Source organism: Nocardiopsis sp. NPDC058631 (genome assembly GCF_042716955.1).
Taxonomy (GTDB): Bacteria; Actinomycetota; Actinomycetes; order Streptosporangiales; family Streptosporangiaceae; genus Nocardiopsis.
In genome coordinates this window covers 1-14,408 of the sequence record NZ_JBHXQY010000039.1, presented here as the reverse complement: position 1 = coordinate 14,408, position 14,408 = coordinate 1, and the positions used below count along the sequence as shown (strand labels likewise).

Sequence of the window (14,408 nt, the reverse complement as noted above, 5' to 3'; positions counted from 1 at the left end):
CGGGTGGGGAAGGGGCGGCTGCCGGGCGTTACCCGGGTCAGGACGCCGTGGTGATGGTGCTCTCGGACGCGCGGGCGCGGCGTGCGCGCCACGCGGTGCGCAGCGGCGGCACGACCAGGGCGAGCGTGCTCACCGCCAGGAGGCCGAGCGCGATGGGGCTGGTCAGGATGTTCTCCGGGCCGCCGATCTCCAGGGCCCGGCGGAGGTTGCCCTCGGCCAGGGTGCCCAGGATCAGGCCGAGGACGACGGGGCCGGGCGGGATGCCGAAGCGCTTCAGGAACAGGCCGACGAGGCCGAACACGAGCATCACGGCGACGTCGAAGACGCTGTTGTTGACGGCGTAGGTGCCGACCATGCAGAACACGAGGATGACCGCCCACAGGAAGTGCTGCGGGAGCTCCAGGAGCTTGGCGACACCGCGCATGCGCAGGATGCTGACCACGAGGGCGACGACCGTCGCGATCAGCATGATCCCGGCGATGCTGTAGACCAGGTCGGGCCGGTCGGCGAACAGGGACGGGCCCGGCTGGATGCCCCAGACGACCATGGAGCCGATCATCACGGCCATCACGGAGTCGCCGGGCAGGCCCAGGGCCAGCGTCGTCGTCACGGATCCGCCGAGGGTGGCGTTGGACGAGGTGTCCGCGGCGGTGATGCCCTCCAACGACCCCTTGCCGAACTCCTCGGGCCGCCTGGACACCCTGCGGGCCTGGTCCCATCCGAGGATGCCCGCGATGTCCCCGCCGGTGGCGGGCACGATGCCGACCACACCGCCGACGCCGCTGCCGACGGCCATCGGCTTGAGCATGGTGCGCCACTCCGAGCGCCGGGGGAACCAGCGGCCGAAGTCCTTGATCGGTTCCACACCGTGGCCCCGGCGGTGCACGAGGACCTGGTTCATCACCTCGGCGATACCGAAGAGGCCGATGATCGCGGCGATGAACGGGATGCCGTCGGACAGCTCGGGTGCGCCGAACGTGAACCGCGGTGTGCCCGTGATGGGGTCGCGGCCGACCGCCCCCAGGAGCAGGCCGAGCCCGCCCGCCATGAGCCCCTTGACGATCCGGCCGCCGGACACCCCGATCATCATCGTCAGGCCGAACACGACCAGCGCGAACATCTCGGCGGGGCCGAAGTTCAGGGCGAGCCGGGACAGCGGGATCGCGGCGACCATGAGCAGGACGACGCCGACGAGCGTCCCCCACGCGGAGGCGAAGGCCGACGAGGTCAGGGCCAGCCCGGCCCTGCCCTGGCGGGCCATGGCGTAGCCGTCGAAGGTCGTGGCGATGGACGCGGGCGTCCCCGGGGTGTTGATGAGGATCGCCGGGACACGGTCGCCGAAGTTCGCCGCCACGTAGATCGTGAGCAGGACCGCCAGACCGGGAAGCGGTTCGAGCGAGAGCGTGAAACCACTGGCCAGAGCGACGGCCATGGTGGCGGTCACACCGGGGAAGGCCCCGACGAGCATGCCCAGGAGGGCACCCGCGGCGATGCACAGCAGGACCGTGGGGTCCAGGAGGGCGCCGAAGCCCTCGACGATCGGATTCATAGTGGCACTCTCAGGAGGACGCCGAACAGGAGGTAGAGGAGCGCGGTCACACCGATCGGGAAGAGGATGAGCGCCTTCCACCCGCGTCCGCCGCCCAGCCAGGTCAGGGCCGCGAACAGGATCGCGGTGCAGACCCGGAAGTCGACGAAGTACCAGAGGACCCCGTAGCCCGCGATCGACGCGAGCATCGCGGCGAGCCGCCACGCACCCTGGCGGGTCGCGGACCCGGGGTCGTCCTCCTCCACCGTCACGGACGGTCGGCGGAGCACGCTCGCGGCCAGGCACGAGCTCAGCAGCAGGAGGAGGACGGCCAGGATCTCCGGCCACCACCTCGGGCTGAACTGGGTGAGGCGGGCCCCTTCGGGGATCTGCGTGGCCAGGGCGAAGGCACCCGCGGCGAGCACCGCGCCGGTAGCGGCGGGGACCAGGTCCCTCAGCCTGCGTCCCGGACGTGCCCCGCCGGAGGGGGGCGCGTCCGAGGTGGTGGTCGTCTCGGCCACGGTGCTCAGTCCTGGCCTTCGAGCAGGGCCCCGAAGCGGGTGTACTCCTGGTCGACGAACTCGACGAACTCGTTCGAGGGCACGTTGACCGGGACGTTCCCCGAGTCGGCGATGATCGTCCTGAACTCCTCGGAGTCGGCCGCCTCCGAGAAGGCGTCCTCCAGCGCCGTGCGGACCTCGTCGGAGAGGCCGGTCGGCGCGCCGATGCCGCCCCAGCCGCCGATCGTGACGTCCACGCCCTGCTCGGCCGCGGTCTGCACACCGGGCAGCGAATCGGAGGGCTGGGAGTCGAAGACGGCGAGGACGCGGAGCTGCTCGTCCGCGTGGGCGGGCGCGGTCTCGGAGATGCCCGCGACCACGGCGTCCACCTGGCCGCCGACGGCGGCCGTGACGGCGGGGGCGCCGCCGTCGAAGGGCACCGGCTGGAACTCGGCACCGGTGGCCTGGCCCAGCTCGGTGGTGGCGGCCTCCCAGATGGAGCCCGCACCGGAGTTGGACACGGAGACCGATCCTGGCTCGGCGGTGGCGGCCTCGACGAGGTCGTCGAGGGACTGGTGGGGGCTGTCCTCGGGGACGGCGATGGTGGCGGGGACCGACACCATCTGGCCGACGAGGTCGTAGTCGGCCGGGTCGACGTCGTAGCCCTGGTAGCCGAGCATGACGGTCTCGACCGGCAGGTAGCCGATGGTGTAGCCGTCGGGTGCCCGCTCGGCGAGGTCCTCCAGGCCCACGGATCCGGCGCCGCCGCTGCGGTTCTCCACGATGATGCTCTGCCCCAGGGAGTCCTCCATCTGGGAGGCCAGGGTGCGGGCCGCGAGGTCGGACGCGCCTCCGGCGTCGTAGGGAACGACGAGGGTGATGTCCTGGCTGGGGTAGTCCGCGGCGTCCTCGCTGACGCCGCCCCTGTCGGCGCAACCGGCTGTGAGGGCGGTGACCGCCAGTGCGGCCGCGGTCAGGCGGAAGGTGGTGGAACGCATGGTGCTCTCCGGTGATTCGGTGGAATCGGCTCCGTGGGTCGGTCGCGGGACTTGAGCCGAGGGACGGCGGGACGCGGTGTGCGCCCGCCGGATCAGTGGGACGCGGTCTGCGTGTAGGGAGCCCGGAGCCTGAGCCTGGCGTTGTCCAGGTGGCCGCGGAGCTCGTCGAGGACGGCTTCGGGCTCGCCGGACTCGACCAGTCCGGCGAGGATCTCGTGTGCGCGGACGGAGGGACCGAGGTCCTCGTAGCGTTCGTTGGAGGCCAGGAGGAGCACCTCGATGGTGGGCCGGTACTGCGCCCACACGTCGGCGAGGCGGCGGTGCCCGGCCACGTCGTAGAAAACCGAGTGGAAGCGCACGTCGGCGGTGGTGAAGGCGTCGGGGTCGCGCTCCTCGCGGGCCCTGCGCATCTGCTCCAGGGGAGCCCGCAGGCCTTGGGTGAGCCCGGCCCGGTCGCGGCCCAGGCCGATCTCCAGCGCGAGCTGCTCCAGGGAGCCCCGCAGTGAGAAGAGCTCGTCGATGTCGTCCCCGCCCAGACCCACGACTGTGGCGCTGCGGCGGTTGGTGTCGATGAGTCCCTCGGAGGCGAGGGTCTTGAGCGCGTCGCGGATGGGACCGCGGCTCAGGTCGAACTGCTCGGCCAGGTGCCCCTCGACCAGAGACGTGCCCGGCGCGTAGCGCCCGGTGATGATCAGGCGCCGGAGTTCACTGGCGACCTTCTCGCCGAGTGCCCGCTGCTTGATGGGCAGGATCTCCGACATGTCGTCCCTTCGGTTAACTGTTAACTGTTAACCAGATTGAATCACGGTGTGACCTGTGTCAATCCCTGGTGTTGCCGGTGTCTCTTGGGTCGGTTGTCTGTTTTTCGGGATCCCTTGCCAGGCCGCGGGTCCGGTGTGCCGGGCGGTCGAAAAAAACCGGAGCCGGAGGACATTCCACTATGACGGAGGGTATTCGTCCGTGCACTCCTGGTTCGCAAAATGTGTCCCGGGGATGGCCGGCCGGTGTCCCGTGGAGTTCCTCGGGGCCTGGGGATGTCCACGGTGTTCGGCGTTCCCGTGGATTCACGCGGCGTGAGCCGCGTATTTTCGAGGGCGTACCAGCCGCGCTGCCCGCGCCATGGGGCGCCCACCCGGTGGCGGACGGGCCGGTCGGCACCGCCGCTGCTGCACGGAGAGGTCACCCGAGATGCCGGAGGAACCCGGACAGGCGCCGTTTACCGCCACGGCGAGCGGCGCGCTGGTGTGCGAGGACGGGTTGGTCCGTCCCCCCTGGGCCGCCAGGGACCCGCTGCTGCGCGCCTACTACGACACCGAATGGGGCATGCCCGTCCGCGACGAGCGCGGAGTCTTCGAGCGAATCAGCCTGGAGGCGTTCCAGGCGGGGCTCTCCTGGGCCACCATCCTGCGCAAGAGGCCCGCCTTCCGCGCCGCCTTCGACGACTTCGACCCCGACACGGTCGCCGAGTACGGGGAGGACGACGTGGAGAGGTTGCTGGGCGATGCCTCCATCGTGCGCAATGGGAGGAAGATCCGCGCCACGGTCCGGAACGCGCGGGCCGCGGTCGCGCTGCGCGCCGAGGGAGGGCTGGCCGATCTGGTGTGGTCCTTCCGTCCCGGGCGGACCCCGGCCCCCGCGCGGGTCGAGGACGTCCCCACCGTGTCCCCCGAGTCGGCCGCCCTTGCCGGTGCCCTGCGACGGGCCGGGTTCACCTTCACCGGGCCGACGGGCATGTTCGCCCTCATGGAGGCGATCGGCATCGTCGACACCCACCTGGTGGACAGCCATCGCCGGGGGACGTCGGGGGTCTGGGCGCGTCCCTGACCGGGGCTACCGGACCCGCGGCTGCCCTGCCTCCCCCACCTGTTCCGGCAGCACCGGGAGGTCGCGGACCGCGTCGGCGACCGTGCGCGGTGCGACCAGTTGGGGCCAGTGGCCGGCACCGGGGACGCGGACCACGGGGAGGGCGGTGTCCACGGGGTCGTGCTCCCCCTCGACCACGGTCACCGGGACGGGGCAGGACGCGAGCAGTGACCGCTGCTGCTCCCTCGCGGCGGGCCGTTGCGCGTCCGACAGCCACGCCGCGACCCGTGCGGCGACCCCGGGCCGCCGCAGGTGGGCGGCCGCGCTCGTCACGGCCCTGTCGCGGGCACCGGCCCCCACCATCGCCCCCAGCCTCGCGGCCGACATCCGGCGCAGGGCTGCCCGGACCAGGGGACGCAACCGCATGAGCCGTGGGGCCGCCTCCTGGAGGAAGGGCGGTGCGACCAGGACGAGTCCGCCGACCCGGCCGGGATGTGCGTGCGCGTACCGCAGGAGTGGGGCGCAGCCCGCGGAGTGCCCCACGAGGACGGGCTGCGTCACCACCGGGGCGAGGAGTTCGGAGAGCCAGGAGTCGACGGAGACCGGCACGGGGCCCGACCGTCCCGTCCCGGGCAGGTCCGGGACCAGGACGGGTCCGTCCAGGAGGTCCGCCACCGGGCGCCAGGACTCGCCGTCCAGGGGCAGGCCGTGCAGCAGGACGTAGGCGGGGCCGACCCGGTCGCCCACCAGGTAGGTGCGGCCCCCGGCGACCGTGTGCAGGCCGCCGGGCACACCGCCGGGCAGGGAGCCGAAGTCCTCGGCCACCAGCCGGTCGGCCCAGCGTGCGAGGGAGGTGGAGACCGGCGGGTGGGCCAGCCCCGCTGCGTGGGCGAGGGCGTTGGCCGACGCGGTGTCGTAGCGGTCCCCGCTCAGGAACGTGAGGGCCTCGGGCTCGACGCCGGTCACCGCGCGCGGCAGGCGGCGCAGCAGCCCCACGGGCACGGAACCGCGCGGCGGGCGCACCCCCAGGTGCGCGGCGAGGCCGCCGACGAGTGCGGGTAGGTGAGGGGTGCTCTCGTCGAGCAGCCAGTGGGCGCGCACGTCGCCGGTGTCGTGCGCGGGGACTGCCGCCAGGAAGCGGGCGAGGTGGTCGACGGTGACCACCGGGACGAAGGTCTCGGGGCCGCCGGGCACGAGCGGTAGCCGCCCCCGCCACAGGTCGCGGACGATCTCGGCCAGGCCGATGTACTGCCCGGCCTCGCCGGTCTCCGAGTCACCGATGACCGATGCCGGGTTGACGACGGTCAGAGGTACCCCCTCCCGTTCGGCGAAGTCCCGGACAGCCGCGTCCGCCTCGATCTTGGAGGCCTCGTAGGCGCCGTACCGCCGGTAGAGCCCTTCGGCTCCGCCCGCCAGCGGGGCGCCGGGGACCCGACTCACGCGGTAGCCGGCGATGTGGACCATACGCCGCAGGTCTCGACGGCGGGCTGCCCAGGCGATGGCGTGCAGGGCGCCGTCGACGTTGGCGGACCGGGCCTCCTCCCGGTCCAGGCCGAAGCGGAACACCGCCGCGCAGTTGTAGACGTCGCGGACGGCTCCCAGGTCCGGGGCGCTGTCGCCGTCGGTGAGGCCGAGGTCCGGCCGGACGAGGTCGACGCGGACGGTGGTGAGCCGGTCGACGGGCACGGCGTGTCCCCGCAGCCAGGAGAGGAGCTGCTCCTCGCGAACGCCGCCCCGGGTGCCGGCCGCCACGGACTGTCCGCCGAGGAGCAGTTCGGCCAGGAGCCGTCGGCCGATGAGCCCGGTCGCTCCGAGCACGAGGGCGGTGGGCGGTGTGACGTCCGCGGAAGGTCGTGATGACATGCACACTCCTATATAGATCGGTCTACATATTTTTTGGACGAGGCAGATTCCCCGATACTGGCCCCCGACACCGGCCCCGGCGTGCGGGACCGGGGTCACTCCCCTCCGAGGAGTCGCGCGACCGAGTTCCGGGCCCGGTCGAGCGGCTTACGGCTGCGGTTCGCGCGGGAGAGCAGGAGCGCGCCCTCGACGAGGGAGAGCGCGGACCAGGCGTCCGCGTCCGCGTCCTCGGGGTCGCGCCCCTCGGCGACCAGGCGGTCCGCGAGCCTGGCCTGCCACGACGAGTAGACCTTCTGGCATACGGTGTGCACCAGGTCGTTGGTGGCCGCGACGTCCAGCGCGGTGGCGGCCAGCGGACAGCCCTTCGTGAACGCCGACTCCTCCAGCCTCGCGGTGAAGAGGTCGATCATCGCCTGCACGAGGGAGACCGTGTCGGGAGCCTCCTCGGAGAGATCCCTGATCAGGGCGCCGATCTCGGCCCCGGCGGACTCCAGGGCCGCCGCGACGAGCTCGTCCTTCCCTCCGGGGAAGTGGAAGTAGAGGGAGCCGCGAGGGGCCCCGCTGGCGGCCAGGACCTGGTTGAGGCCCGTCCCGGCGTAGCCGTGGGCTTCGAGCAGTTCGCGTGCGCCGTCGACGAGCCGAGTGCGCGTGACCGTCCCCTTGGTACCCATGGCAGCGACTGTAGACCGATCTACATATTATGTACAGCAAGACCCGCTGGACACGCGGAGAGTCCTGGCCCGCGATGAGACGCGGGGAGCCGCCCCGCACGGCGGACCTGCTCCTGGACACGCACCCTCGCGACCGCAGCGGCCGGGGCACACCGCCCGCCCGGCGGGGCCGCCGGAGACCGGCGACCCCGCGCCCGGGGCGGCTCGCGAAAGCCCGCCCCCGGTCAGGTGCCCTTGCCGACCAGCTCCTCGACGAAGGAGCGGTAGTCGCGCAGGGCGACCCGCAGCACCTCGGTGTCCGAGCCGTCCCCGTCGCTCCACGCGGAGCGGAGCGCGGACCGGCGGGCCTCGATCTCGGCGACCAGGGCGTCGGCGACCTCCGTCGCCAGCGCCTCGGCCTCCTGCACGGCCCTCCGGGGGTCGTCGACGAACCCGCCCTGGGTCTCCCTCCAGCGCTCGCGCACCTCGCCCGGCTCCACGCCTCGCGGCCGGAGCGTCCAGGCCCCGTCGGCGCGGCCCGGACCGGGACGGTCCGTACCCGTGCGGCCGTGCTCACGGCCCGCACCGGCGCGGCCGGACCCGGCGGACGCGGTGGGGGGCACCGATTCCGAAGCGTGAGGGGGCGCGGTCGCCGGGGCGGGCTCCGTGGCGGGCGGGGGCGCGGGCGCGGGGTCCGAGACCTCCGCGTCGACCGTCACCACCCGCGCGGGGTCGGTTCCGGGTCCGTCCGGACCAGTGCCCTCCGGGCGGGGCTCCTGCGGCGGAGCCTCCGGGCCCGCTCCGGGGCCGGCCACGCGTGCCGCCCCGGCACGGGTGCCGCTCCGTTGCCGGGGCTCCGATGCCTCACCGCCGACGGGACGCGGCTCCCCGCCGGTCCCGGGCGCCTGCCGTCCGCGGGGGCCGCTGTGACCCTGCGCCCGCGGGGTCCGACGGACCCCGCGCTGGTCCTGGTCCTGCTTCGTCCGTCCGGCGGTGTCGTCGTGATCGCTCACCGGTCCACCTCCGTTTCGGTCTCACTGCGCGGTCGTTCCATCACGGTTCCCTCGGGCCTCGCGGCCGGGGCCGTGCCGGGGGTCTCGGGCAGCCCGCCCAACAGGGCCTCCACCAGGCCCCGGTAGGCCACGAGCTCCTCGCGCAGACCCTCGGTGTTGCCCGGGTCCGCCCCGGCGGGGCGTCCGGCACCGCGCACGCGGTGGAACTCGGCCACGGCGGCGGGATGGTCCACGGACAGGTCCGCGGCACTCTGCTCGAAGCCGCCGTCGGGGGACGGGCGTCCGGCGTAGCCGAGATCGGACATGATCCCCTCCACCAGCCCGCGGGCGCTGCGCACGGCACTGACGGGATCGTCCACGAAGTCCTGCTGTACCGCGGCCCACGTGCCGGCGTGCGCCTCGCGCTCGCGGTCGGTGAGCCGGCGGAGCGTCATGCCCTCACGGCGGCTGAGCCGTTCGGACAGGTCCCGCTCGGCGGCGGCCTTGTCGCCGTGGGCCTCCACGGCGCGCTCGTACTCCGCGCCGAAGCGCTTCTTGAGCCGGGCGGAGCGCTGAGCTGGGAGAAGGGAGGAGCGCGCGACGAGCGCGACTCCTGCGGCGATGATGACGACCGCCGCGATGACGATGATGACAACGGTTCCGGTCTCCACGGGGGGCACCTCCTGTCGTCTGGTTCGTCCTGCACTGCCCGGATGACTTGCCCCAAAACGCCCGCCGAGCCCGATCGGCCTCCCGTCGCAGGTGAGAGCTCCGAGAGAGTTGGAGACCGTTGCGGCGCAGCACCCCGTGAGACCCGGAGCGACGGTGACGGAAACCACTCGCGCACCGTGCGGCACACACGCGGTCCCCGGCCCCGCTCAGCCCCGGACGCCCAGGAGTTCGTCACCGAGCCAGTCCCGTCGGCCGCCCCGGTGGAGCCGGCGCAGGAAGGACAGGACCCCGGAGGCCCCCGTCGCCCAGCCGCCGCCCGGTTCGCGGGTGTGGTCCAGGAAGACCGGGGCGTCCGGAGTCCCGGCCGAACGCACCAGGACCAGGCCCGCGACGTCGAGGGCCGCGTCCCGAGGGGCGGCCCCGCCCGTGATGTCGGCGGTGTCGAGCAGGAACTCCCCGACCCCCGCGAGCCCGCAGCACTGGCAGGCGACCTGCATCTTCGGGGCGTGGGCGCGGCAGCGCGCCGCGGCCGTCGCCGCCAGCTCGGTGTAGCGCGGCTCGTCCCACACCGCGCCGGCCCGGAGCAGGACACCGCCGATCCCCGTGAGCCCCTGGCAGAAGGAGGCGACCATGGGTCGGGCCTCGGGCGCGGAGGCGGCCGAGACCAGCCCGGGGACGAGACCGGCCAGCACCTCCAGACAGGCCGCGGCCTCCGTCCCGGCGTCCGCGTCCCCTGCGCAGGCCTCCAGGCACAGGAGGAAGTGGGCGACACCCGCCACGCCGTGCGAGAACCCCAGCCGGGTCGTCACCTCGTCGTGGTCGCGGGGGTCGGCCGGGCACGAGCGGAGCCCCTCCGCCGGGGACGAGGCGACGAGCTGCTCCGCGCAGTTCCGTGCCAGGGCGAGGCGGGAGTCGTCACCGCAGAGCCTCCACAGCTGGAGCTGGGCGAGCCCGATCCCCGCGAGCCCCGAGGAGTGGTCGGTTCCGGGAACCGTCTCCGGAGCGGTACGCGCCAGCCCCCGCACCGCCTCCGCGAGGACCGGTTCGTCCAGCTCCCGGGCGGCCGCGGCCAGGAACAGGGCGGTGCCCGCCTCCCCGTCCTGGAGACCGGGCAGCTGTCGGCGCAGGGCGAGGAAACCCGTGGTCCAGTGCGCGAGGGCACGGGCCAGGTCCCGAGACTCGGTGTCCTCCTGGCGCAGCAGCTCCATGCCCACGCCCGCCGCGCCCCGGTACAGGTTGGTGGGACTGGGCCGCCCGCCCGGTGAACCGCCGCGCCCGGCCAGCAGGTCACGGGCCACGCCACGGGTCTGTTCCAGGGCGCTCGCCACCAGCGCGGGGAGGGCATCGGGGGTGACCGTGTAGCGCGGATCGGCGTGGAGCGGCGGGTGGTCCGCACCCGTACGGAGCAGGTCGGCCGCCGCCCTGCGCTCGGCGGGGTCGGGGGACATCAGAGCCGGCACCGCGCGGGCACAGGGAGGGACGCCGCCCTCCAGGGCGGCCAGCGTGGTGCGTGCGCGCCCGTCGTCGGGGACGGCCCTCGTGGAGCGGGCGGCCGGGTCGGTGCCGGTGGCCGCGTACAACAGCGTGGCCCCCAGCGAGTAGAGGTCGTCCTCCACGCACGCGGGTTCGCCGAGTTCCTGGGCGGGAGAGGAGTAGCCCGGGGTCCAGCCGTGCACCTGCTCCCCGTCGAGGTGACTGATCTCGAAATCCACCAGGAAGGGGGTGCCGTCGTCGGCCAGGACGATGTTCTTGGGCGCCAGGTCGCGGACGAGCACTCCGCGCCCGTGGACGGCGTCCAGCAACCCGAGCAGGTCGCGGCCCAGGCGTGCGAGGTCGCGCCCTGCCGTGGTGTACGGGCCATTCTCGGCGACGTCGGTACGCAGGTCGCGGGGGCCCACGTCCGTGGTCGCGAGGAACTCGTCGGCACCGTGCCGGAAGTGGTCCACGACGCGGGGGACCCCGGTGACGTCCTCCAGACGGTGCAGGACGGCGGCCTCGCCGCGCAGCCGGTGGCGGGCGTCGCGGGAACCGTCGGCGTCCTCGCCCGTGTACGCGCGGCGCTCCTTGACGACCACCCCCGTCCCCGACTCCCGGTCGGTACCGCGGTAGACGCCGCCGACGGCGGTGTGGGCGATCGCCCCGGGCACCAGGAAACGGCCGCCGAGCAGGACGGGCCCCCGGTCGCCGCCGACGGGAGCGGGGGGCTGTCCCGTGAACGGGTCGGGCAGCCAGTCCGGCGCCTGGTAGCGCCCGTCCGCGGCACCGGGCCGCTCGCGTCCGTGGGCGTCGTGCAGGACCAGTTGGAAGTCGCCGTTGCCGTCGATCCCGTAGACGCCGGCGAACGGCGCGTAGCGGTAGTAGACCGGTGAGTCCGGGCGCAGCCTGCGGTCGCTGGGGATACCCGGCCCCTCCATGCCGACCAGTTCGGCGGCGAGCTTCTCCGCCAGGTCCGCGAAGTCGTCCGGGCGGGTGTAGACGGTGACGCCCTTGCCGACCGCGCCGGGGCGGTTGTGGTGGGAGTTGAGCTCGCGCATCACCTCCGTGGTGCGCGCGAACTTGAACCGGCACGGCGTGCGCAGCAGCAGGGGGAGCACGCGCTCGACCGTGGCCAGGAGGGTGACCGGGCGGGCGGACACGTGGATCTTCCACCCCTGGGGCGGCAGGTCGAGGCCGGGAAGCGCCACGTCCGTCCAGGGGCCGTAGTCGGAGACCACGCGCCCCGCCGCCACGGCCCGCTCCCTCGTCTCGACCGTGCACGTCCGTGTGCCGGCGTACTCCCGCACCCTGGTCCCCCTCGTGTCGTCCGTGTTGTCCATGGCGTCGGTGCCGGTGTCGGTGCCGGTGCCGAAGGCGGGGCGGTCGGCCGAGCGGCCGACCGCCCCGTCGCTGAAGCGGTCAGGTCACGGGGTGACCCCGTCGTCCAGCAGGGTGAAGGGACCCCGGTCCCGGGTCTGCTGACAAGCGGTGCCGTCCACCCCGGTCGGCAGCGCTCCCTCGTGGCGCAGGTGGATGAGGGCGATCGTCCCGCGGCGGCCCGCTCCGGAGGTTCCGGCGCTCGTGCTCATGGCTCCTCGAAGGGGGCGTCGTGGTCGGATCGGGCTGTCGGCAGACCAGCGAGGGCCCGCGACAGCTAGAGCGAGTAGCCGTCGCAGCGGATGGTGAAGCCGGAGACGCAGGTGTTCCTGCACTCCAGGTTGAGGCGCTCGGAGGCGAGCTCGGTCTCGGCCCCGAGAGAGATCAGAGCGGTGGTGTCGAGCGATCCGGCGTCGCGGGGGAATTCCTGTGCGGACATGTGCCCTCCAGATCTAGCAACTTTTTGTTAATGGCCGACTACCTTGGGTAGTCTTGCCGGGAGTAGTGATCCCCCGCCCCCCACCGCGAAAACGCCGGTGAGACGGGACAGCCCGACCTGGCCCCCAGGACGGATGGTTCTGCCCCGATGAGGAGCGAATTGGAACCAGGAACACAGGCCGAAGTTCCGATCGAAGTGACACCCCCAAAAGCGGCGGAAGTTCGGTCCGAATCCCTTTCACCGGCGGCGATCAGGACCGAGGCGCTGGTCAAGACCTACCCGGGCGTCGAAGCCGTCCGGGGCTTGGACTTGCTCGTACACCCCGGGGAGATCTTCGGTTTCCTGGGGCCCAACGGGGCGGGCAAGTCCACCACCATCTCGATGCTCTGCGCGCTCACCCGACCCACCAGCGGAGAGCTGTGGGTGGCCGGCCACGACGTCCGCGCCTCCCCGGCCGCCGTGCGGCGGTCCATCGGCGTGGTCTTCCAGGGCTCCACCCTGGACGACAAGCTGACGGTCGAGGAGAACCTGGCCATCCACGCCGCCCTCTACGGTGTCCCCCGGCGCGAGGTCCGCGAGCGCGTCGTGTCGATGCTGAGCCTGTCCGACCTGCTCGACCGGCGGCGCAGCCTCGTGCGTACGCTCTCCGGCGGGATGAAGCGCCGCCTGGAGATCGCGCGCGGCCTGCTGCACCGCCCCCGCGTGCTCTTCCTGGACGAGCCCACGGTCGGCCTCGACCCGCACAGCCGGGCCGAGGTCTGGCGGCACGTCCACCGGATGAGGCACGAGTCGGGGGCCACGGTCCTGCTCACCACCCACCAGCTGTCCGAGGCGGACAACTGCGACCGGCTGGCCATCCTGGACCACGGACGGGTCGTGGCACTCGGCACCCCGGGCGAACTCCGCTCACGGATCGGCCGCGACCGCATCAGACTGGTCGCCTCCGATCCCGAGGAGTGCGCCCGTCGACTCACCGCATCACTCGGGTTGAGCCCGTCGGTCGCGGACGGCGCCGTGGTCGTGAGGGTCGAGGACGGCGCGGCCCTGCTCCCGGCGATCATGGCCGCCCTCGACGGCTCCGTCACCTCGGTGTCCCTGGTCCGGCCGACCCTCGACGACGTGTTCCTGCACTACACGGGCCGCAGCATCGGTGCGGAGTCCGAAGGGGGGGCCGCCGAGTGAGCTACGCACCGACCGCTCCGCTGGCCGCACGGCTGGGCGCGGAGGGACGCGCGGTGGCCGCGGTGTGGAAGCGCGAGATGATCACGTTCCGGCGTGAGCGCCTGCACCTGGTGGTCAGCCTGCTGCAACCCCTGCTGATCCTCGTGGCCCTGGGGGTAGGGCTGGGGACGGTGGTCCCCGACGACGGTTCCGGCGTCGGCTACGTGACGTTCCTCTTCCCCGGCGTCCTGGTCATGGCGATCCAGCCACCGGCGTTCGCCACCGGCGCCTCCATCCTGTGGGACCGCGAGTTCGGCTTCCTGCGGGAGATGCTGGTCGCGCCCGTGCGCCGGGAGTCACTGCTGCTGGGGAAGGTACTGGCGGGCACCACCATCGCCACGTGCCACGGCGGAATCCTGCTCGTCTTCGCCGGGGCCGCGGGTGTGCCCTACGATCCGGCCCTGTTCGCCGGGTTCGTCGCGGTGCTCGCGCTGGCCTCGTTCGCGATGACCTGCCTCGGGGCGCTGCTGGCGGTCTGGGTGCCCAGCCCCAAGAGCTTCCAGGCCGCCACCGGCCTGCTCCTGGGCCCACTGGTGTTCCTCTCGGGCGCGTTCTTCCCGCTCGGCGGGCTGCCGCCCTGGCTCACCGCGCTCACCGCCCTCAACCCCCTGACGTACGCGGTCGACGCCGCCAGGCGCACCCTCGTCGCCCACCTGCCCGCCGACTCCACCGGTGGCATGTTCCACGGCCTGGAGCTGGGGGGCGTGCAGCCGGCGGTCTCCGCGGAGCTGGCGGTGCTGACGGTCTTCGGAACGGTGTTCCTGCTGCTGGCGGCGCGGCGCTTCGCCCGCCCCGACTAGGGAGTGTTTTTTGGAGGTTTTCGGGTCGGCGAGCGGCCGTCCAGGCGATCTCTCGCAAGACGATGTGCGAAGTTCAGCCTGGTTGTGCT

Annotated in this window: 14 protein-coding genes; 3 read left to right on the top strand and 11 right to left on the bottom strand. The window is 73.2% G+C overall.

Features of this window, described 5'->3' with window-relative positions:
* Positions 1 to 37: 37 nt before the first annotated feature.
* From ACFWTE_RS14975 to ACFWTE_RS14960, 4 genes are all read right to left on the bottom strand, one after another.
* Positions 38 to 1,549, bottom strand: a complete 1,512-nt coding sequence (locus ACFWTE_RS14975) for a tripartite tricarboxylate transporter permease (RefSeq protein ID WP_378779950.1) — start codon at positions 1,547 to 1,549, stop codon at positions 38 to 40.
* Positions 1,546 to 2,049 (bottom strand): tripartite tricarboxylate transporter TctB family protein, encoded by a 504-nt coding sequence (locus tag ACFWTE_RS14970; RefSeq protein ID WP_378779949.1) that lies wholly within the window; start codon positions 2,047 to 2,049, stop codon positions 1,546 to 1,548. Before ACFWTE_RS14970 ends, ACFWTE_RS14975 begins: the two co-directional genes overlap by 4 nt.
* A 5-nt stretch (positions 2,050 to 2,054) precedes the next feature.
* Positions 2,055 to 3,026, bottom strand: a complete 972-nt coding sequence (locus ACFWTE_RS14965; protein WP_378779948.1) for a tripartite tricarboxylate transporter substrate binding protein — start codon at positions 3,024 to 3,026, stop codon at positions 2,055 to 2,057.
* Positions 3,027 to 3,118: 92 nt separating this feature from the next.
* On the bottom strand, positions 3,119 to 3,787 hold the full coding sequence (locus ACFWTE_RS14960) for a GntR family transcriptional regulator (protein WP_378779947.1): 669 nt from the start codon (positions 3,785 to 3,787) through the stop codon (positions 3,119 to 3,121).
* A 427-nt stretch (positions 3,788 to 4,214) separates the two neighbouring features.
* Here ACFWTE_RS14960 and ACFWTE_RS14955 point away from each other — a divergent pair, with 427 nt between their 5' ends.
* Positions 4,215 to 4,850 (top strand): DNA-3-methyladenine glycosylase I, encoded by a 636-nt coding sequence (locus tag ACFWTE_RS14955; protein ID WP_378779946.1) that lies wholly within the window; start codon positions 4,215 to 4,217, stop codon positions 4,848 to 4,850.
* Positions 4,851 to 4,856: 6 nt separating this feature from the next.
* Here ACFWTE_RS14955 and ACFWTE_RS14950 read toward each other — a convergent pair whose 3' ends face one another.
* From ACFWTE_RS14950 to ACFWTE_RS14920, 7 genes are all read right to left on the bottom strand, one after another.
* The gene (locus tag ACFWTE_RS14950) at positions 4,857 to 6,692 is read right to left on the bottom strand and encodes an alpha/beta fold hydrolase (protein ID WP_378779945.1); all 1,836 of its coding nucleotides are present in this window, start codon (positions 6,690 to 6,692) and stop codon (positions 4,857 to 4,859) included.
* Between the two features lie 95 nt (positions 6,693 to 6,787).
* A complete protein-coding gene (locus ACFWTE_RS14945) occupies positions 6,788 to 7,363 on the bottom strand; it encodes a TetR/AcrR family transcriptional regulator (protein ID WP_378779944.1) in 576 nt (191 codons plus the stop codon).
* A gap of 224 nt (positions 7,364 to 7,587) precedes the next feature.
* The gene (locus ACFWTE_RS14940) at positions 7,588 to 8,355 is read right to left on the bottom strand and encodes a hypothetical protein (protein ID WP_378779943.1); all 768 of its coding nucleotides are present in this window, start codon (positions 8,353 to 8,355) and stop codon (positions 7,588 to 7,590) included.
* Positions 8,352 to 9,005, bottom strand: a complete 654-nt coding sequence (locus ACFWTE_RS14935; RefSeq protein WP_378779942.1) for a hypothetical protein — start codon at positions 9,003 to 9,005, stop codon at positions 8,352 to 8,354. Before ACFWTE_RS14935 ends, ACFWTE_RS14940 begins: the two co-directional genes overlap by 4 nt.
* Before the next feature lie 207 nt (positions 9,006 to 9,212).
* A complete protein-coding gene (gene lanL / locus ACFWTE_RS14930; protein ID WP_378779941.1) occupies positions 9,213 to 11,822 on the bottom strand; it encodes a class IV lanthionine synthetase LanL in 2,610 nt (869 codons plus the stop codon).
* An 84-nt stretch (positions 11,823 to 11,906) separates the two neighbouring features.
* Entirely contained in the window at positions 11,907 to 12,071 is a 165-nt protein-coding gene (locus tag ACFWTE_RS14925; protein ID WP_378779940.1) for a hypothetical protein, read from the bottom strand.
* A 65-nt stretch (positions 12,072 to 12,136) separates the two neighbouring features.
* On the bottom strand, positions 12,137 to 12,298 hold the full coding sequence (locus ACFWTE_RS14920; RefSeq protein WP_330093495.1) for a cinnamycin family lantibiotic: 162 nt from the start codon (positions 12,296 to 12,298) through the stop codon (positions 12,137 to 12,139).
* 195 nt (positions 12,299 to 12,493) lie between these two features.
* Between ACFWTE_RS14920 and ACFWTE_RS14915 the strand changes: the two genes are divergently transcribed.
* Positions 12,494 to 13,480, top strand: coding sequence for an ATP-binding cassette domain-containing protein (locus ACFWTE_RS14915; protein WP_378779992.1), 987 nt, complete (start codon positions 12,494 to 12,496; stop codon positions 13,478 to 13,480).
* On the top strand, positions 13,477 to 14,319 hold the full coding sequence (locus ACFWTE_RS14910) for an ABC transporter permease (RefSeq protein ID WP_378779938.1): 843 nt from the start codon (positions 13,477 to 13,479) through the stop codon (positions 14,317 to 14,319). The genes ACFWTE_RS14915 and ACFWTE_RS14910 overlap by 4 nt, the downstream gene beginning before the upstream one ends.
* Positions 14,320 to 14,408 lie beyond the last annotated feature (89 nt).